This window comes from Dyadobacter psychrotolerans, assembly GCF_004349265.1.
GTDB lineage: Bacteria > Bacteroidota > Bacteroidia > Cytophagales > Spirosomataceae > Dyadobacter > Dyadobacter psychrotolerans.
The window spans coordinates 110,182-131,253 of the sequence record NZ_SMFL01000013.1 but is presented as its reverse complement, the minus strand read 5'-3'; the positions used below and the strand labels follow the sequence as shown (position 1 = coordinate 131,253).

Below are 21,072 nucleotides of genomic sequence, written 5' to 3'. Positions count from 1 at the left end.
TTCTAAGCTGTTCCTGAACTGATGAAAACTTTGCCACACATAAAAGCGCTTGTCGCGGCGTTTTTTACCGGAGCATTTCTATTGTATGCGCAAAGCTGCCGGGCTCCAAAAACTGAAAAAGTAAGTCAGGCAGCGGTGAAATCCAACCCGGCTGCAACCGATATTTACGCTGAACACATTCGTACAAGTGCATATCAAACTCCGGAACAGGAACGGCTTGCGTTTCAGCTCCCGCCGGGTTTTGAAGTGACACTTTTTGCTTCCGAACCCAACATCACAAAACCCATGAACATGGAGTTCGATGACCGCGGCCGACTTTGGGTGACACAATCGTCCGAGTACCCGATGGCCGCCGGAATGAGCGATGGTAAGGACAGAATTACAATTCTTGAAGACAAAGACGGTGACGGCAAAGCGGAAACTTTTACCAATTTCGATGACAACCTGAATATCCCGATTGGCATTATGCCGGTGTCCGACGGAGCCATTGCGTATAGCATACCCAACCTGTACTACTTTAAGGATACCAATAATGATGGCAAGGCAGACAGTAAAAAAGTTTTACTGGGGGAGTTTGGTCATAAGGATACGCATGGGATGGTCAACAATATCATGCGGGGTTATGATGGATGGGTGCATGTGTGCCATGGGTTTTCCAACACATCAACCGTTGCCGGCAGCGATGGCGACTCGATCACAATGGTTTCCGGCAATACCTTTCGGGTTCGTATGGATGGCAGCAGGGTGGAGCAGACTACCTTCGGCAGGGTAAATCCGTTTGGTTATGCTTATGATGAAAAAGGATATCTGTTTTCAGTGGACTGTCATACCAAACCAATTACCCAATTGATTCCCGGAGGAGATTATCCGCATTTTGGTAAAAAAGCACCAGTCGGAATTGGTTTTGCACCGGAGATGATGAGTTACGAATTAGGATCAACTGCCCTTGCAGGATTGGTTTATTACACCGGAACACAGTTTCCCGAAACCTATAAAAACAGTTTTTTTACAGGTGATGTTGTAACCTGCCGGATCGATCGAAACACCATTACCTACAAAGGTTCAACACCAGTTTCAAAAAAAGAAGAACCTTTTCTGGTTAGCAAGGATCCCTGGTTTCGGCCGGTGGATGTAAAACTTGGACCTGACGGCTCGCTTTATATCGCTGATTTTTATAACCGAATAATTGGCCATTACGAAGTGGCGCTTAATCATCCGGGAAGAGACCGGCTTAGCGGCCGAATCTGGAAAATTACTTACAAAGGTGATCAGGCAAATAAATCCAGGGTTGTAACAGACTGGTCGAAGGCAACTGTGCAGCAGCTTTTGGATGGACTGAAAAATCCTCAGCTTAGTACCCGGCTTAAAGTTGCTGATCGCCTGGTTGATACGTGGAAGGACAAGGCAATAGAACCGGTTAAAGTGATGCTGGCTTCTTCTTCCGATCAGTTTGCACAGGTTCACAGCCTTTGGGTTTTGCATCGGTTGGGTGCGTTGGATGACAATATTTTAGATAAAGCTTTAAGCAATAGTAACACTGTCGTTCAGCTGCATGCTTTCAGAATACTTACCGAAAGAAGTTCTCTATCCGATAAGCATCGTAAGGTTGTATATGCTGGTATTGAAAATGGTGACCCTTTTGTAAAACGGACAGCGGCGGAGATTTTAACAAAATTTCCACGGGCGGAAAATCTTTCGCTCTTGCTGAATTTATATGAAAAGACCAGCCCCGAAGACAGTCATCTGAGGTATACGGCTATGCTTGGCGTGAGAAACAATCTGCGGGATAATAGTGTGATGTGGAAAGTGCCTGGTTTGAAGTGGAATGAAAAGCAATTGTTATTGCTAACCAAAACGATGCTGGATGTGCCCTCTACCGCGTCGGCTTCTTTTGTGCTGGATTATGTCATGAACCATACCCTGCCAACCTCTGACTTAATCAATAGTCTGGAATATGTGGGCCGTTATGTCTCGCCCTATCAGCTCGAGTCTGCCATTGGGCTGATCTCGGAGAAATTTGCCAATGATCCCGAAACACAGCTTACTTTATATAAAACGATTCAGGCTGGCGTGAAACAAAGCGGCGTGACACCCGGGCAAAAAATGAAAGCCTGGGGCGAAGGATTATCACGTCGCTTTCTGGAAAATATTTCAGAAGACCAGGAGCTTTGGAAAAGCAGACCGCTGGTGAGAACCGGGGAACAAATAAATCCCTGGATCGTGTCCGATCAGTTTTTAACAAATGTGATGCCGGCTTTCAGGATCGTATTGAGTGAAAAAAGCGGTTATGCGCCAAAGGCGGCTTTATATTCTGTTCCCTTTAAGCTGCCTGCCTCTTTAAACATGAATGTATTTGATAATGATATACATAATCGTGAGTCGAAAATAGGAATTTCAAACAATTCAGTGAAAATCCGTTTGGCTAAAAGCGGTAAAGTTATCAGTGAATATCGACTTGATCAGAAACAAACAGCTCAGTTTAGTGATTTAATAAAAAATACAACCTTTGATCTGAATGCGTATGCCGGCCAGATGGGATATATCGAAGCCGTCGACAGTTCGCTGACTGGATCAGTGGGAATTGGTAAACTCGAACCTGCTGTTTTGGAAATGCCGGCAAAAGCACCCGCTTTACTTGTTGAGCAGCGCATATTGGCGGCAGAAATCGCCGGAGAACACAAAGTAAAATCACTGGAGCCTGCATTAAAACAAATTGTTCAGGCCACCTGGATGGATTATAAGGTAAGAAGTGCAGCAGCCAGTGCCTTAATGAGCATTAATCCGAAAGCCAATGCAGCGGTCCTGACAGCTGTGCTTAGTGATCCGTCAGAGCTACCTGTTTTAAGGGAAAAACTAGCTGTTTCGGTTGCGCAGGCTCCTTCTGCTTCGGTTTATGAAACACTTAAAAAACAGCTTTCCGGCGGAGCAAGGAGTCTGCAGGTAGTTATTGCAACCGTTCTTTCCAATACTTCGGAGGGTATATCTTACCTGTTGAGCGCTTTTAAAGATGATGAGGTAAATGCGGACATTGTGGCAGAGGTTCCTGTTAAAGAACGGTTTGCCGGTAATGCGAGTGTCGAACAGCAAAAGCAACTCGACCAATTCCTGGCTTCCGGAGCAAACGAAAGAGAGGAAAGACAAAAGCTTATCGACAATCGTATTGCAGCATACAAGCCGGTTAATGCCGGAACAGAAGCAGGAAAAGCTATTTTTATTCAAAATTGCAGCAGCTGTCATCAAATCAGGGGAACGGGCGGGCTGGTTGGGCCACAGCTGGATGGAATCGGAAACTGGGGGCACAAGGCCTTAACACAGAAAATTCTGGATCCAAACCGAAATATTACCGAAGCTTTCAGAACATATAATATCACTTTAAAAAATGAGAAAGCAATAACCGGTTTATATCGTAGAACAGAGGGCGAAACCATGGTTTTTGCGGATTTAAGCGGGCAGGAATTTTCTGTTTCTAAAAGTGATATGAAAGAATATAAAGCATCTAAGTATACGGTTATGCCTGATCAGTTTAGAAATATTATTCCTGAAAAGGACTTTTATTCACTTATGGACTTTTTACTCAGTGTTAAATAATTTAATGCCATCCTGGATCAGCGACAATTCCTATATTCTTAAACCAATAAAATTGAAATGATTAATACAAAAAAATATCTGTTGCTATCAGGCTGTATGGCGTTTTTGTTGTTGACAAGTCAGACAATTTTTGCTCAGAAGCAAAAAAAAGGGCGAACCGTCTCTTTTAATAAAACTGAATTGACAAAGAGATTTATCGCCGAGGGGGCTACCATGGGCGATGTAAATAAAGATGGTAAAAAGGATGTACTGGCCGGTGCATATTGGTTCGAAGCGCCGGACTGGAAAGCCCATGAACTGGCCAAACCCGATTCATTTATCGTGAAGGGAAGTTATAGCGATTCTTTTCTGGATTTTGCAATGGATGTAAATCAGGACGGCTGGATAGATCTGATCCGGATCGACTGGCCGGGAAAAGCAGCCGCTTGGCACGAAAACCCGCAGAACAAACCCGGTCACTGGACCAAACATATTATTCACTCTTCGGTAGGTAATGAATCCCCGCAGCTGCTGGATATTGACGGTGACGGTCGTTTGGATCTTCTCTGCAATGATCCGACTGCAAAAAAAGTAATCTGGATGAAATCACCGGTTAAAAAAGGAGACACCGAATGGACGCAGTATGTGATCAGCAGCGACCCAAAACAATCCACACATATGTATACACACGGGATTGGCTATGGCGATGTTAACGGAGACGGCAGAAAAGATGTTTTGGTAAAAGATGGCTGGTGGGAAGGTCCGGCCGCAGGGCCAGCGAAACATGGTAAGGATACTGACTGGGTTTTTCACAAAGCAGATTTAGGAGTGGATTGCTCCCAGATGTATGTAATGGATCTGAACGGTGACGGACTGAATGATGTGATCAGCGCATCGGCTCATGACTATGGAATGTGGTGGCACGAGCAGGGGAAAGATGCACAGGGGAACGCAACCTGGACGCATCATGAAATTGATAAATCCTTTTCACAGTCACATGGACTCGCATTGGCCGATATTAATGGCGACGGCAATCCGGACCTGATCACAGGGAAACGTTATTTTGCCCACAATGGAAATGACCCGGGTGAATTTGAACCGGCCGTAATTAACTGGTACGAGTACAAACCGGGTAAAACGCCGCAGTGGATCAAACATGAAATCGACAATGATTCAGGAGTTGGTTTACACGTCACGGTTGAGGACATTAATAAAGACGGCCTGCCGGATATTGTAACCGGAAATAAAAAGGGTGTCAGAGTTTTTACACAGCAAAAAAGTAGGTAGTACCGATAGGTTTGGAGATAAAATTCACAGAGTCACAGGATAATAATACTTTGGCTAAAGCCAAAATTGAGCAATGTGTAAGATGCCCCAGGTTAAAACCTGGGGTTTTTTGGCTTTTGGTTCCGGCGGGACGTGCTCGTTAGATTGTTCTTGAAAGTTGAGCATGAGCGTTGTTCACATAAGGAGCAGATAATTTTTCCTTTCAAAAAGAAGTTTATTCAATAAAAAAAATCCTTCATCATGAAATTTGGAATGAATACCTATTTGTTTTCTTCGCCGTTCACCAACGACAGCGTAACTTTCTTTCCGTTGTTTAAAGAGTGGGGTTTTGATTTTGTTGAAATTGCCCTGGAAGAACCTGAGCTTATCGATCCTGTTTTTATAAAAAGCGAATTGGATAAATGTGGCCTCGCTTGCCGTTCTGTTTGTGCTGCCACTGGTCCGGGCCGGGATTTGAGAGGTAACCGCAAAGAGCAGGTAACTTCTCTGGAATATATAAAAAAACTCATCGACATTGCGCCGGTCCTGGGCAGTGATTTGGTTGCCGGTCCCATTTATTCATCCGTAGGCAGGGCGGATCTGGTATCCGAAAGTGAATACAGGCAGCAATGGAATTTGGTTGTGAAAAATTTACAGGACTTATGCGTTTACGCGTCTGATCAAAAAGTAAGGCTCGCTATTGAACCGCTTAACCGTTATGAAACTGATTTTATAAATACCTGCGAACAAGCACTGCGAATGATTAAAGATGTAGGAAGTGATTCGCTATTTGTACACCTGGATACCTTTCACATGAATCTTGAGGAAAAAGATCCCGCGCTGGCGATCATCAAAGCTGCCGACCGTCTTGGTTTACTTCATGCTTCCGGAAGTGACCGCGGAACACCCGGCGGTGATCAGATTAACTGGGACAGAATATTTGCTGCACTTGAAAAAATCAACTATTCCGGCGATATCGTCATTGAATCTTTCACGCCTGATGTAGAGGTTATTGCCAAAGCTGCATCGATCTGGAGGCAAATTGAGCCCTCAAAAGAATCAATTGCGATTGATGGACTGCGATTTCTGAGGTCGTTAAATTTGTAAGTCAATCGAAATTTTGATAAAAAAGTCTCTATAGTTGTAAAGCACTGTGATAGAATACCTTCATGCCAAATATTTGGCAGAAACAAAACTTGGAGTGTCTTGGAAATAGCCTATTAAAAAACATTTTAATAATAAGAAAAAAACAATTTCTGGAAAACAGAATTCTATTTACAATTTTTGCAGAAGTAGTTTGTGGAAATATTACTAACCAAATGTGTCGAAAACGAATTATTGAGGTAATTTTATAGAAGAAATGTATTTGCTCTTTGTGTATACATTTCGGATTAACCCATCCTAACTATAATTTCCCTCAAAAGGAGGCACGCAGAATAATATGCCCAAGTTTAATAATCAAAGTTTTATTGGTTATTTGAAATTCTCCTGTGTATGGATATGTGTCCTGACACTCAGCGTTTGTTCTTGTCAAACCGGATCGCCAAAAAGCGGAGATCATACAGAATATGCAATTCAGATTAGGGAAAAAGCCAACCGGATTCTTGATGTAGGCGATACAAAAAGAGCATTGGCCTTTTATGATTCCGCTTACCAGGAAATAATGTTCCCGGGTATTGGTGATGAAATTAGCCGATACAATTTTCTGGGCGATAACTATTATCGAAAAACCGGAGATCTCCATCGTGCAGTGGAAACTTTGGACAGCGTTTTTTTACTGCTTTCCACGAAAAAATTAAAAAGCGAATACATAAACGAATACGCTACCACCTTGTTTTGCAAGGGTGATTTGCTGTTTGGACTTCAAAAATATAACGAAGCTTACCAGTGTTACTATCAGGGGAAAGTAACCGCAGAAACCTTCCTAAATCGCTGTGCACTTGCGGAATATACCTATCGCCTGGGTATGGTAAGTTATCGTCAGGCCAAGTATGCAGAGGCGGCACTCCATTTTAAGCAGTGTTTCCAGGATATGAATTTATGTCCTGACGACTTCCGTGGTTTTGCCATGAAGCAGGAATTGCTTGGAAATATTTCGCTAAGTTACAGCAAGCTTGATTTAATAGACAGTGCGCTGGTTTACAGCAAACAAACGCTGGACTTCATTGCGGAGAATGGAAAGAAATTTCCTGACAGGAAAGATTATATCGATATGGCCAAAGGGGTTATTTATGGTAACCAGGCTGATTTATATTATAAAACGGGCGATATTGCCTTTGCGGAAAAACTGCTTTTGAAAAGTATAGAAATTAATAGTAAAAAAGGGTTCGACAACCGCGATGCGCAATTATCGAAATTGAAATTAGGTGAGTTGTATATCACTACCAACCAACTCGAAAAGGCCCAAGGGATTGCGTCGCAGCTGGAATTATCCCTTGATTCGGTAAAAAATCCTGAGGCTGAAATCCGGCTGAGCAAATTCAACTGGGATTATTACGACAAACGCCAGCAAAAAGCCGAGGCATATATTCACCTTCTAAAATATATGAGTTTAAAAGATTCTCTTGATGACGTAAATAAGAGAATGGTGACGGCGGATCTAGATAAGGAATTTCAGCGCCTCGAGCAGAAAAATAAATATATATCACTTAGCCGCGAAAATGAGCTAAAAAAAATATGGCTGTATGCAGCCATACTGTTTTCTATGCTTGTGGTAGTAATTTTATTCCTGTTATGGCGAAACTGGCGAGCGTCTAAAAATAACATTGCCACACTTACGAGACTGAACAAGCAGGTAAGCTTTCAAAATGGACAGCTTGAACATACCCTCGAGGATTTGAAGCTAAGCAGCGATGATAAGGACCGGATTTTAAAAGTGGTGGCGCATGATCTACGGAATCCAATCGGTGCTATTGCCAACATTGCGGATATTATTCTGGAAGAAGCCAAACTTAATCTGGAACATCACAAAATGCTGGAACTCGTAAAAGAGTCCAGCTGGCAGTCTATTGACATGATCAATGATCTTTTAACGGCTAATTTGACAAACCGGCCTTCGGAAATGAAAAAGACATGGGTAAATATGTCTGATTTGGTTGATCAATGTGTAGAACAGCTTCGATTTAAGGCAGAGGAAAAAATGCAAAATATTATTGTAGACTCTTCTGAAAGAATTGAGGTTATGGCGGATCATGAAAAAATCAGCCGCGTTGTAAGCAACTTAATTGTAAATGCGATTAAATTCAGTCTCCCGGAAACCGAGATCAGCGTAAGTCTCAGACATAATAAAGAAGGTGTCGAATTGTTGGTGGCGGATCATGGAATAGGTATTCCTGTTGTTTTGCAGGATAAAGTTTACGATATGTTTGGTGAGTCAAAAAGAACAGGAACTGCAGGAGAGCAGGCTTTTGGTATTGGTCTGCCTTTTTCAAAACAGATCGTAGAGGCACATGGTGGCAGAATATGGTTTCAAAGTGAGGTAGATAAAGGGACGACTTTCCATGTTCTGCTGCCAATCGAACAGAAGGTGTCTGACAAGATCACTAAGCCCTCAATCGCTTTATAAACAATAAGGGGTTCCGAACCGAATCAGAACCCCTTATATCTTATTCTTTTTTGATTTTATTAATCAGGCAGTGACGTCCTCTTCGAGATATGACGTATTAAGTTTTAGCACTTCTGTTGTTCTTGATCGCGTTTTCAAAGCCAGATCTGCATCTTTTGCCAGTGACTTACCAAAAGAAGGTATGATTTCCTTAAATTTCTGCTGCCATTCTTTCGAGGTAGCTTGGTTTTTAAAGCAGCGGTGAATCAAATCGAGCATGATGGATACTGATGTGGATGCTCCCGGAGAAGCGCCAAGAAGAGCAGCCAGCGAGCCGTCTGCCGCTGTTACCATTTCAGTTCCAAATTCGAGAACACCACCTTCATCCTTATCTTTTTTGATAACCTGAACTCTCTGTCCGGCTGTTTCCAATTCCCAGTCTTCAAGTTTTGCGCCTGGTACATAGTCGTTTAGCGCTTCAAGCCTGTCCTGAGGAGACTGTCTTACCTGGTCAATCAGATATTTTGTCAGTGGTATATTGTGAATACCTGCCGCCAGCATCGGTTTGATGTTGTTGAATTTAATAGATAGCGGTAAATCCAGGTAAGATCCGTTTTTCAAAAACTTCGTTGAGAATCCGGCATATGGTCCAAATAACAGTGCTTTTTTTCCATCAATAACTCTGGTATCCAAATGGGGAACAGACATTGGAGGTGATCCAACAGCCGCTTTTCCATATACCTTTGCCTGGTGTTTCTCAATAATTTCAGGTTTAGTACAAACCAGCCACTGCCCGCTTACGGGGAAACCTCCAAATCCTTTTCCTTCCGGAATATTTGATTTTTCAAGAAGAGGTAATGAGCCTCCGCCAGCACCGATGAAAATAAATTTGGAACGAACAAAATGAGCTTTTTTAGAATCCCGGTCTTTGACCTCTATTGTCCAGGAGCCATCTTTTCCGCGCTCAAAATCGTCAACTTCGTGATTCAGGAATAGTTTTACACCTTGCTGTTTTTCAAGATAACCAAACATTGCCTTTGTTAAAGCACCAAAGTTTACATCCGTTCCCAGCTCCATTCTGGTTGCAGCAACTTTTTCATCCGGGTTTCTGCCATCCATAACCAGCGGAATCCAATTGGTTAGTTCAGCTTTGTCCTCAGAATATTGCATTCCTTCAAACAAATGATGTTTTGTAAGCGCGTCAAATCGTTTTTGCAGATATTCTACGTTATCATCTCCCCATACAAAACTCATGTGCGGAATGTGACGTATAAACTCGTCGGGTGATTCAATAACACCATCCTCAACCAAATGAGACCAGAATTCTTTAGAGACTTCAAATGATTCAGCAATTTTGATAGCCTTTGTAATCTCAATTGTACCGTCCTCGTTTTCAGGTGTATAGTTAAGTTCGCAAAAGGCAGAATGACCCGTTCCGGCATTATTCCATGCATCAGAACTTTCAGCAGTTACGCGATCAAGACGCTCGAAAATAGAAATGGTAAACGCAGGATTTAATTTTTTAAGCAATACTCCAAGAGTGGCACTCATGATACCTGCACCAATCAAAATGATGTCAGGCGTGGTAATTATGGATGACTTTTTTATGCGCATTTGGAATGAAAGTTTATTTTAAAGTAATCTATCAACCCGGAAAAATCCAAATATATAGTCACAACAATAGTGTATGTATGAAATGTTTCCAAAATAGTATAATTTAAAAAATAAAGTAAAGGCTACATGTTAAAGTTCTTTTTTAAGGCCAATAAAAACCTTTTTTGTTTCTATAAACCATAATATTCCGCTTGGTGGGGTCATGTACAAAAAAGGTTGCCGACCTGATCAGCAACCTTTTTAAAAATCAGTATTTTAATCCTATCTTAAAATTTTAAAACTTTCGCCGTTTACTTTAAAAGTATAAATTCCGGGGGCATACTTAGTCATGTCAATAGTCAGGCTGGCAGCATTTTCCTTCCGCGACAAAATTTTGATCCCGGCCGAATTAAAACCCTCGAGCGAATAGATGGCTTTGTCAGACTGAATATTCAGAATTTCTGAAACAGGATTCGGGAAAAGTTTTATCGATGTCTCTCCGGAAACACCAAGACTGATAATGCTGCTCAATTCATACCTTCCATCTTTATCTGCTTGCTTGAGCCGGTAGTAATAAATGCCGGGTGTGAGAAGATCGTCGCGAAATTTATACGCTCTGGCTTGGGCTGTATTTCCAAACGCCTCTATTTTACTAACAGGAGAAAAATTCTCGGCATCGTAACTGCGTTGAACTTCAAAATGTGAAGCATTAACTTCTTCTGCTGTTGCCCACTGGAGAAGCGCCTGCATCTGGTTATTTGTAGTCCCTTTGAAATATTTAAGCGTAACGGGAAGGGCAGAAGCGGACGGGACATAAAACGAAGGTGTCAATACAACATTACCATTAGTATCGGTTGTCTTGAGTCTAACCAAACCCGCCCCTGTTGTCCATTGCTGATCGGTAGATTTGATGACGTTACAATCGTTTTGGTTCATCCAGGCATAACTATTCCATCCCGAAGAGGCTGTAAACATGGTATTGGAGCCAGTCAGGTGATTTATCACAACGTCCGCCGGTTTTATTGCAGCTGATGGCTGTGAGTTCTGAAAAAAATCATCATTGAGGTTATTGACCCAGAACTTGGCGAGGGAATCAAGCCCGTCACCTGCAAAATGTACCTGATCCAGCCTGTAGTCACTATTCCAGTAGTCATCTGTTGCCGGTCCTTCGAAAACATTGCTGACCTTGTAGGCAGGGTTGTATCCAGGGCCTGTAATGCCGATGACATCATTTTGGGCCGAGATCACTGCCTCGGATGTATGGCTTGCATCTGTTTGCTCACCCTGCGCAGTGAACGTATAACGGGAAGCTCTCGACACAACCCAGGCCAAATTTGGTTTACCGGAGAGATTACGGCATTCATTGATAATATTCGTCAGGTCATCTCGGTATAATTCGCGGCTTGTTTGCACTTTGGTATCCGTTTCTCCCTGATGCCATAATACTGCTCTGATCCCGGATTGGGCAATGTAGTGGTTTAGCGCGATTCGCATGATGCCAAAAGGCAATCCGGCGGGATAGGGAATGCCATACCAGGCATAAGAAACCGCGTCTGTAGGGATTGACTGTTTCCAGTTTTCAATCCCGGTAGCCGACCAGCCCGCGTTAAAAATCATGACCGGCACATTTAGTTTTTTTACCATCCGGTCTCCAAACAATCCCCAGCACCATGCATAATTTCCAAATGGAGCTGTTGTTGTTGCTTTATCGAGATGTACATATTCCGGGCATTTCACGGTAATGTTGGCGTAGGCATCATAATCTGTGCGAAAGTTCACACTGCTCACCGCGTCTTCGCTGGCGCCTGGCCCACTTAGATTTCCATCTCCGCCTGTCGCATTTGATTGCCCTGATACCAGAAAAACTTCTCCGACACCAACGTGCTGCACGGAACTTTCTATGTTGGCATGTCCGCTTTTGATACCCCTGACTTCAAGGCGGTACCAACCTCCGGTGACAGTCATAGAACTACTGAAATTGTTGCAGGTAGTGGCACCGGAGATTATTTGCCAGTCACCTCCTTCCGGAGCGGGTTTACCCATCACATCACCTTCAGGGTTTGATTTAATTGGAACAAACCTGGCTTCGATACGGTCAGCGCAGGTTGTGAGATAGCCCGCAATATGGATAACAGCCTGATTGTTGTTATCACGCTGCAAAACGGAGCGATCTAAGGGAAAAGTGATGTTTAACTGAGCAAATGCTGAGGGAAGCGCATGCACATAGAAAAGGCATAGCAGCGCCAGGGACTTTTTTTTCATGAGGAGGATTTATAAGATTTATCGTTGTGTGTGTACTAAACCATTATTCCTGGATATTTAGATAAAACTAGATCAACCGGATTCTGGTTTTTGAGTGGCAAAGTTATTAGAATAATATATTTGCAGACAAATTATTTAGTAAGTGGATGTTACTTTCTGTCGAATACAACGTACTATTTTCAATCTTTACCTGAATTTGATATTATGAACCCGTGCGAAAGGAAATTGACAATGACGTTTGCACAGCCGGGGTAGTTTATGTCAATTCGGGATTTTACTGAGAGATTTCAAGGTAATTCATGAATTTTTAGGAGTTGTAAATCAAGCGAATGGGCTTTTTTAACCTTAAGTTTGGTTTATATTTTAAGATTACGTAACATTGCATGGATATTATGAAAAATGGCCTTTAAACTGTAAATCTTCTTACAAAACTGATTATTATGAAAACACAACACTTACAAACATTGGAAGTATCTGCTACGCGTAAGGCGTACAAAAAACCTTCGTTAAAATTTATCGGTAAAGTTGCTACAATCACAAAAGCGAACAAAGGCAGCGTTGATGATGATGGTGGTGGTACTTTAAAACCTTAATTTTTTGAAATGATATGCCAAGGTTTAATTTCATTTGACACATCATTCAAATTCGAACAAAACCACAAGGCAGGCTATTACAAGATAGACCTGCCTTGTGGTTTTTTCTATATAAAGGACCGAAGCGAAGACGAACGTAATTTTTATCCCTTGTTCTTCCTTTTGGATGGAATAAAGTATGAAAAGAAAGGGTTGCATAGCGGTTATCGCCAAAGTCTTGAAAGTGCAATTGAAGAAAATTTAGATAAATCTACCTTTGTTGGTATTAGCTGGGATTCGAAATCTCAAATATTAACTTTAATATCCGGGGTATTTGGTATCATTCCCATTTACTATTACTTTGTTGAAGCAAAGTTTGTCGTTTTTGCTAATAGTCTTCCCACTCTCATGAGCCTGATTCCGTTGGAATACAGGCCCCTTCAAAATAAGTATCACATTGCTAAATATTTGTCAATGGATGCGAAATTTGGTAATGCTCATCAGGATACCTTTTATCAGAATGTGAGGCTTGTGCCACCTGGCAACAGTGTAAAAATTTCAGGAAGCGGAGTGGCTGTTGAAACATATTTAAGATATAATAAGCCGTCATCGAATTCAAATGAAGAGTTATTTCTTGCTGTCTCCGATACGCTTAAGGAATCTGTGATAACATCTGTCGGAACAGGAAACGTTGTTGGGGCACATTTAAGCGGCGGCTTGGACTCATCTTCGATCTGCGCTTTTGCTCAACTGGCTTATGGAACCGGCAAACTAAATACTTTCTATTTTGATTTAAAAACAAAGTATGCTGATGAAATTGTCTACGTCGAGAAAATCGCTGAATTATTCAAATTGGATCACCACAACGTAGTCCCGTCAAACAGGATTTTGGATTATGAGATTGAGTATATTTCTATTTTGGGAAGGCCGGGATATGGTGTTTTCCCTAACGCCGCGCATGGATCTGTAATAAATAAAGCGGTTGAAACAGGTTGTAATGTTCTTCTTAGCGGACATGATGGAGACAGCATAACGGGGTTTGGCACCTATGAGTATTTCAATCAATTTCTTGAAAAACGCGATATTATAGGTCTTAGAAATGCGCTGAAAGAATTTGCTGTTATTCAGCCGATGGGATATCTTTTTGCTGATTGGGAGAGTTTGTCAGTTGAGCAGAGAATAAGAACATTTGAAAAATACTGGTGTTTTCGTGAGCTTGACCGGGCAATTTTAAAGCAGAATACATCGAAGATCATTTGGCTCGTTAAGCATTTTGGTTTGGAAAGGGATGAAATTTTTGGCTATATGCGACGCAGTTTCAATAAGGCAACGAGGAAATACTTTGGGCAAAAGTTACCTGCATCTCTACTCAACGAAAACTTACCTTTGAATGATTTTTCTAAGCAAAAGTATCCTTATGATTTTTATGGACAATATACTGACGATGTTGAAGGTGTATATCTGACGAATTCACCTGACGTTTCCCGTGACCTCTTTACTCTGGCCAATTCAAAGGGAATCAGTTTTAGGTTTCCATTTTTTTATAAACCGCTATTCGAATTATGCATGTCCGCTTCGTATGAGACAAAATTTGGAAACGGGATCGGACGAAATCATCTGAGACAGGGTTTAGAGGGGATTCTGCCTGATGAAGTACGGCTAAGAGCCGGAAAGGGCTCGGCGGGCGCTTACAGCAGACGAACTGTGATTGATTTGTACAATCAGGGCGGGGGAGACTTCCTGAGCAGTTCGTCAGGAGTTTGGGATTATATCGATAAAAAGAAATTTGACATAACCTGGACTACATTAAATAAGAGCGATCTCTCCAACTTTAACTATGTAACTTGTTCAAGGCTTATTTACCGGGCACTTAGTATTGCTATCTGGCTATCAAAAAAATAAGGCTAACTTCTAGGTCGGCCTCATTTTTTTAATTTATCTGTAGCCAGTATCCACCTTTACTATCGCACTACACTTACTTTACCGGACAGCTCTTGCTTACGTCCATCTTTCCAGTAGTATACAAACTTGTAGATATAACTTCCGCTCTGTTTTGGATACCAATACCACTCGTTATTTCCCGATTTAAAACTTGTAGTGGCGGTTTTAATCAGTCTTCCATGCGTATCGTATATAAATATATTTGACTCAATGGGTTCATTATTATTCGACAAAACCTCGGTTTTGAATCGGATGTAGTCAGTGGACGGGTTCGGACTGGCAATCAGACTTTTCGCTATTTCATCAGATTCGGTAAGTTCAAACTGAACGCGATAAGGTTCAACTACGGTGTTACCTCTCATATCCCAGGATCTTACCAGCAATTCATACTGGCCAGCACTCAAAGGTGTTACATCAGGAGAAAACAAAAGAGTTTTGAGGTCAATTTTAGAGACTTCAATCTGACTACTGTTAACCTGTACAAATTCACAGGATTCATCCCAGCAGCTTTTTAGGTATACCTGAACAAGGGACGGGTTTTCAGTAAGAGTGTTGTTGTCGGTTAAGCGTATCGTTAAACGAGCTGCGACAGGTACTTTTTGTTTGTTTTCAATGACCTGGTTATTAAATGATGCAAGGACCTGAGGGGCCACAAAGTCCTCAACGGACTCTTCCGGATAACTGTTTAACGATTTGATATTTTCCCATGGAATAATTAATTCGGCTGAGTTATTTTCTTTACCGGATTCTTTGATCAGGTTTGCAGGATCCAGAATGACACCGATTTTATTTAAAAATTTATTGTTCGCGATCGTAAATGTAATTTCACCCTTCGCTTCGGACATGGCTTTTGTGATTGTTTTATCTAAACTCGCCTGGCCATTAGAAAAACTAAGTGTCACCTTTGCATTCAGATTTTCGGAGGTTGATATTTTACCAACATTTGAAACATTTATTTTCACTATCAGACTGTCGGACTTTTCGATAGTTTGCGCTAAAATTTTACTGCGAACAAATATGCCGGAATTTGCAACTGTGTAATCCGGAAGGTTATTAAATGAAATTTTCAGAGCCGGATCTCCCTGTAAAAGTGCCTGGTGCAAGTTTGATATCATGTAAACATCAACGGGCGTCTTTGTAATATTAGCGGCAACTTTCTGATGTATATGCCCTATGGTTTTAGATTCTTCGATTGAATTAAGCGGGCTGAAAACCTCTGCATAGAGCGCTTTGATATAGTCTGCGGATGACGAATAATAGCTTAAATGTGAATTTGCAATTACAGCTATTGCACCTTTGTCTTTTGTTAGTACCCAGTCGGTAGATAAAGGATTAGTATATGAGTTGAAAATGTTTCCTACGCCACAGCCGTTAAAATACATGAGCGGGTATTTGCTTTTATTCTGATACCCTCTTTCGGATTTGGAAACATAGCCAAAATCCAGGTCAGTGACAGTTGGAGATCCGTGGCCGAAATAAGATATTAAACCAACACCGGCGTTTACTTCCGGAGCAATTACAACGGGTTCAACTTCAATATTTGTTTGTTTAACAAACGGTTTAACTTCTCCACCTGCGTTTTGTACGAGGGGAGTAAGAGAGGCGAGAAGGTCTCTGAACTGAGAGATTTCAGAAGAAGATTTACCGCCGTTAAGATGAAGCACATTTTTTCGATCTATAATACTGCCGGCTTCGTATTCTTTGACTTTATCAAGGTAATTATAAACCAGCTCATTTGTTGATGCACTGATTCTTCCAACAGGAATTGCTTCAACATCCTGATTCGTATTTGCTAAACCCGATACGAGCAAAACATCAGATCCGGGAAAACCAACACTAGGCACCTCATCAGGTATTTCTTTTACCAGATACCTTGTAGGCGCTAAATGTTTTCCTATCAGTAAAAGGTATTTATCGTTTCCGCCCTTACTGATAAAAAAATCTGCGAAGTTTCTGATTCCGGCCGGATGTGGTTCTCCAAAGCTGAATTGGTCATAAACGTCCTTGATATCGATGATGTAAGGTTTGAAAGATCCGCCTGCGGCAGATTTCCGATAACTGCTATAGGCTTCTGCTGATTCTCTTACCGAAGAAGCGGTTACTATGATGTAGTTATAATCCTGGGGATTAATTTCTTTATATACGATTGGCGTAACTTTTTGAACAGTTTTTGATTCATTTGTTACAAATAGTTTTAATTCCTTATTGGTAACTCTTGTAACCATAAAATCAAGATCAGCGCCGGAGTAACTTGTTTTTATTTGAACAGGTTTACTCGGGTCCGAAACGTCGAAAATCAAAGCGCTCTTTGGAGCATCTTTTATTACAACTCTGCTCACCTTGTTTGAAGTTGGCGTAAGGTTGAAATAAGAGAAATTTCTGCCCGCCATGGTTAAGGACTGAGGATATTTTAATATGTGATAAGTCAGTGAATATCTGACACTGGTGCTGTTATTGGTAGACTGTAATGAGAAGTTACCCTTGCCGTTGACTGCGATGTCTGTCATTGGGTTGAGGGTGATATTAGCTATTGTACCTTTAAAACCCTGAAAGTTAAAATTATTTGCGATTCTGCTACCAACAGATAAGTTTATGTTGAAGCCGATTGTATTTCGGCCATTAACCATTACCTGCAAAATGGGGTTAGGAACATCAGTGCCGGTAACCCAATTATTTAGCTGAAAATCATAGTTTTTAAGATCAGAGCCGATGATCGCCGGGCCGGTCATCGTTTCCCCATCGGCAAAATAACTTTGTGCCGGGGTAGGCTCAAAAATTTGCCAGGGACCGTTTGAGTAATCAGACTTTGATGTATTAGCCAGTATTACGGTCTTTTCGAGATGGTATTTTTCCGGTGTGGTTTTAGTGTCAAGAGCAAGGTCCGAGGTCTGAGCTCTGGCGATGTCTGTAGTGGAAACAGTCAAAATATAAGATCCCAGGTCCGTATAGTAACTGAAATAAGGATTAAGCCTTGATGTTATGGGTCTGTAAAATACTGAGTCAAGTCCGCCATCGTTGGGTTCTCCATAAAATACAAGAGCGTTTCCTTCAATTCCTATGATGTCAACCTGTTTGCCGCGATTGAATAGTTGATATTTTGATGTCTGACTTACAGGAAAGCCATTTTTTGATAAGGAATCCAGCGAAACTCGCTGGATTCCTTTTTCCTTAACAGATAATTTTATGTACGGCTGATTATATTTTATCCAGGAATTTGTAAACTTCTGTGCAAATGATCCGGAGAACATAAGCGTAGTAATAATAATCAGATAGAGCGTGCGGAGGTTCATATTTACATTTTCCTGGTTAATCTTTTATTCAGCTTATTTTCTAATGACAACTTTTCTCGTCACCACGTTGTCTGAAGTTGTTACCTCCAGAATATACTGGCCGGATAATACGTTGTTTAACAAAATACTTTCTCCGATAACCGATTTTCTAATTACAGTTCCTTTGATGTCATAAAGCTTCCATTCTTTAACAACGGCGCCATTTTCAGCCGCTACTTTTACTTCATTTCCTGAAACCGGATTAGGGAAAATTACATGGCCATCAACTTCATTCTTCACAGTAATGATTCTTGATGTGGTGATTTTTCCATCGTAGTCAGTTTGGTTCAGACGGTAATAATTAAGTCCGCTAAGAGGGCTGGTATCTTTAAGAGAATACATATTTAACCCGGTAGTTGTACCTTTTCCATCCACAGTACCAATCAGGTGAAATCCTTTTCCATCCCCGCTTCTTTCAATATTAAATTCTTTGTTATTAACCTCCTCGCTTGTTGTCCAGCTTAAAAGCACTTCTTTTGGAGAAACAAGCTCACCTTTAAATGATGTCAGGCTTACAGGAAGGGAAGAAGGATCTACACTCAGGATAATGATTGCCGGATCACCAAGAAGTAGTGATTGATGAATATTGGTAATATCCAAAGTTGCCGGAACATTATCGATCAATGTTTTTTGGGCAACTGTCCTCATGATTTTACCGATACTCTCACGGTTGGTTGCAGAGGTACGTCCGGAAATGATCGGATCAGGCTTGGAAAATATTTCAGCATAGAAGTATTGCAGATATTTTTCTGTTGGTTCCACATAGCTTGACAGAGTTCCTCCGATATTGGCAATTGCTCCTTTACCATTTGCCAAAACCCAGGTATTTGCCAGCGCTTCTTGTCTTGGGTTGGTCGTGTTGTTACCATAGTTGGCAAAAATGTTTGATACACCACAGCCATTAAAATACATGAAAGGGAATTTGCCAACGTTGTTGTACGAAGCAACGGCGCTGAATCTGCCCAGGTCATAATCTGTATCGTTAGGGGATCCATGTCCAAAATAGGTTATCATCCCTACGCCAGCGTTGAGATCCGCAGAAATATCTACAGGTACTGTATTACCTGGTTCCACATAACCTTGTTTTACATACGGTTTTACACTTTTTCCTTTAAACGTATTTTGATCTTCAACCAATGGTTCCAAACCTTCGAGGATTGCCTTGAACTGTGGGATCTGACCAGGTGCCTCAAAAGGAGTTCCGGGATTCAATATATTGGTGTGACCACCATTTATATGAAGTACCTGCTTTCTCCAAAGTTCTTTATTTGCCTTGGTTTCATATAACTTAACTTTCGCTAAATAATTTGTTATATCTGCAGGGTCGTTAGTTGCTAATCTTCCAATCGGGATAGCAGGTGCATCAGCGTTAGCACCATTTAGTCCGGCAACCAATAGGATATCTGAGCCCGGGTAACCCATAGTCGGAACATAACCAGGCAGTTCCTTAGTCAAATATCGGGTAGCTGAAACTGCTTTGCCGATCAGGAATAAATGGTGATTATCATCTATTCCTTGTGATAACATATATTCGGTAAACTGTCTGATTCCAAGCGGGCTTGGCTCACCATAGTTGAATTGATTGTAAACGTCTTTAATATCTACTACCAGTGTTTTAAAGGATCCTCCGGCTGCCGAAGCTCTGTATGCTGCGTACTCATCCGCCTTTGATCTTAAATCAGCATTTGTTATAATCAGGTAATTATGGGAAGAAGGTGTGATTTTTGAGAATGGCGCAGCACTTATAAGCGCGTTAGACACATTGCCACCTGTAATGTAAAGCTTGAGTGTTTTATTTGTTTCACGTGGTATCATCAAATCAATTGCATTATCAGCTACTGTTGCTGTTACCACTTTTGGATTAAGCGGATCCGAAATGTCAATGACAGTTGGATTGCTCGGAACATTAAGTATTTTTATTCTGCTTGCGGTATTTGTTGTTCCCGGAAATGTGAACAGATATTCACTACCGGACTGCATATCCGTTTGCTGTGGATATGTTAAAGTATAATAGGTAAGTGAGAATCTATATACATCTGACGCTCCGACATCGCCCTGCACGGAAAAGGAACCCTGCCCGTTGCTGATGTTTGTTTGCGGATCAATTGATATCTGAGTTTTAGCACCGGTAAAGCCGTTGAAGTTAAAGGTGAATGCCGGAACAGTACTAGATCCCAGCAGAACCTTCACTTTTTGGGTGCCATTCTGGCGACCATTAATCATCAGATCCAATTTTGGAAACGGCACATCACTGCCTGTTACCAGCCTTGGAACACTGAAGTTATTTGTAACAACCGCCTGGCCCAGGATAAAAGGACCTGTCATGGTTTCTCCATCTTTTAGAAAACTTTCGCTTGGGAAAGGATAATAAAGTTGCCATGGACCATGAGAATAATCTACCGTGGCCGTATTAAATAAAGTCAGGTCAGTTTTTAAATGATAACCCAAAGGATCTCCTGACAAAGCAGGCTGCACAACTGATACGGCTTTTTGGGTTGCCTTTCCAATCGTTACGAAATAAGAGCCAAGGTCCGAGTAATGACTGTAATAACGGTTTATTCGTGCAGTGACCGGGCGATAAAGTAATGAATCTCTCGACCCATCATTCTTTTCAGCATAAAACTCAAAATCATTTTCGTTGATTCGTACAATCTTTACAAGCTGACCACGGTAATAAACATTAAGCAATTCCTTATTTGCAGAATTGACAGTTAATCCGGCTGCTCCAAGTTGAGTAAAAGTGATTTTTTGCAACCCTGCGTTCTGAACTCCAATCTTCACAAAAGTTTGGTCGAACTTATCGTTCAGCCAATCGTTTGCATATTGTGCATTCGACTTTACTGAGAATGTTAAAAGGCTGACAATGAAAGCCAGCTTTAGCATAGTAGAAATTTTCATAGTGTTTATATATAAAAGTTGCAGTAAACAAAGTTAATATAAATTCCTTAGACAGAAGGAATTTAACAATTTGATCTCGATTAAAGTCAATACCGGATTA

Annotated in this window: 10 protein-coding genes; 6 read left to right on the top strand and 4 right to left on the bottom strand. The window is 41.4% G+C overall.

All coding sequences use genetic code 11. The features are described from left to right. The first annotated feature begins 21 nt into the window (after positions 1-21). The 4 genes from E0F88_RS26705 to E0F88_RS26690 all read left to right on the top strand — a co-directional run bounded on the left by E0F88_RS26705 (position 22) and on the right by E0F88_RS26690 (position 8,398). On the top strand, positions 22-3,588 hold the full coding sequence (locus tag E0F88_RS26705; protein ID WP_131961350.1) for a PVC-type heme-binding CxxCH protein: 3,567 nt from the start codon (positions 22-24) through the stop codon (positions 3,586-3,588). A 57-nt stretch (positions 3,589-3,645) separates the two neighbouring features. Continuing rightward, positions 3,646-4,854, top strand: a complete 1,209-nt coding sequence (locus E0F88_RS26700) for an FG-GAP repeat domain-containing protein (protein ID WP_131961349.1) — start codon at positions 3,646-3,648, stop codon at positions 4,852-4,854. 240 nt (positions 4,855-5,094) lie between these two features. Beyond that, complete coding sequence (locus tag E0F88_RS26695; RefSeq protein WP_131961348.1) at positions 5,095-5,940, top strand: sugar phosphate isomerase/epimerase family protein; 846 nt, start codon at positions 5,095-5,097, stop codon at positions 5,938-5,940. A gap of 334 nt (positions 5,941-6,274) precedes the next feature. Then, positions 6,275-8,398 (top strand): tetratricopeptide repeat-containing sensor histidine kinase, encoded by a 2,124-nt coding sequence (locus E0F88_RS26690; RefSeq protein ID WP_131961347.1) that lies wholly within the window; start codon positions 6,275-6,277, stop codon positions 8,396-8,398. A 63-nt stretch (positions 8,399-8,461) separates the two neighbouring features. Here E0F88_RS26690 and E0F88_RS26685 read toward each other — a convergent pair whose 3' ends face one another. Together E0F88_RS26685 and E0F88_RS26680 are read right to left on the bottom strand one after the other, a co-directional pair. Beyond that, positions 8,462-9,991 carry a malate:quinone oxidoreductase gene (locus E0F88_RS26685; protein ID WP_131961346.1) on the bottom strand — a complete coding sequence of 510 codons (1,530 nt, stop codon included), beginning with the start codon at positions 9,989-9,991 and terminating at the stop codon, positions 8,462-8,464. Positions 9,992-10,252: 261 nt separating this feature from the next. Then, positions 10,253-12,232 carry a sialate O-acetylesterase gene (locus E0F88_RS26680; protein ID WP_131961345.1) on the bottom strand — a complete coding sequence of 660 codons (1,980 nt, stop codon included), beginning with the start codon at positions 12,230-12,232 and terminating at the stop codon, positions 10,253-10,255. Between the two features lie 440 nt (positions 12,233-12,672). Here E0F88_RS26680 and E0F88_RS33805 point away from each other — a divergent pair, with 440 nt between their 5' ends. Both E0F88_RS33805 and E0F88_RS26675 read left to right on the top strand, forming a co-directional pair. Continuing rightward, positions 12,673-12,825, top strand: coding sequence for a hypothetical protein (locus E0F88_RS33805; RefSeq protein WP_165940160.1), 153 nt, complete (start codon positions 12,673-12,675; stop codon positions 12,823-12,825). Between the two features lie 9 nt (positions 12,826-12,834). After that, entirely contained in the window at positions 12,835-14,706 is a 1,872-nt protein-coding gene (locus E0F88_RS26675) for an asparagine synthase-related protein (RefSeq protein WP_131961344.1), read from the top strand. 59 nt (positions 14,707-14,765) lie between these two features. Here E0F88_RS26675 and porU2 (E0F88_RS26670) read toward each other — a convergent pair whose 3' ends face one another. Beyond that, complete coding sequence (gene porU2 / locus E0F88_RS26670; protein WP_131961343.1) at positions 14,766-18,035, bottom strand: putative type IX secretion system sortase PorU2; 3,270 nt, start codon at positions 18,033-18,035, stop codon at positions 14,766-14,768. A 33-nt stretch (positions 18,036-18,068) separates the two neighbouring features. Beyond that, complete coding sequence (gene porU2 / locus E0F88_RS26665; RefSeq protein WP_131961342.1) at positions 18,069-20,972, bottom strand: putative type IX secretion system sortase PorU2; 2,904 nt, start codon at positions 20,970-20,972, stop codon at positions 18,069-18,071. Positions 20,973-21,072: the final 100 nt, after the last annotated feature.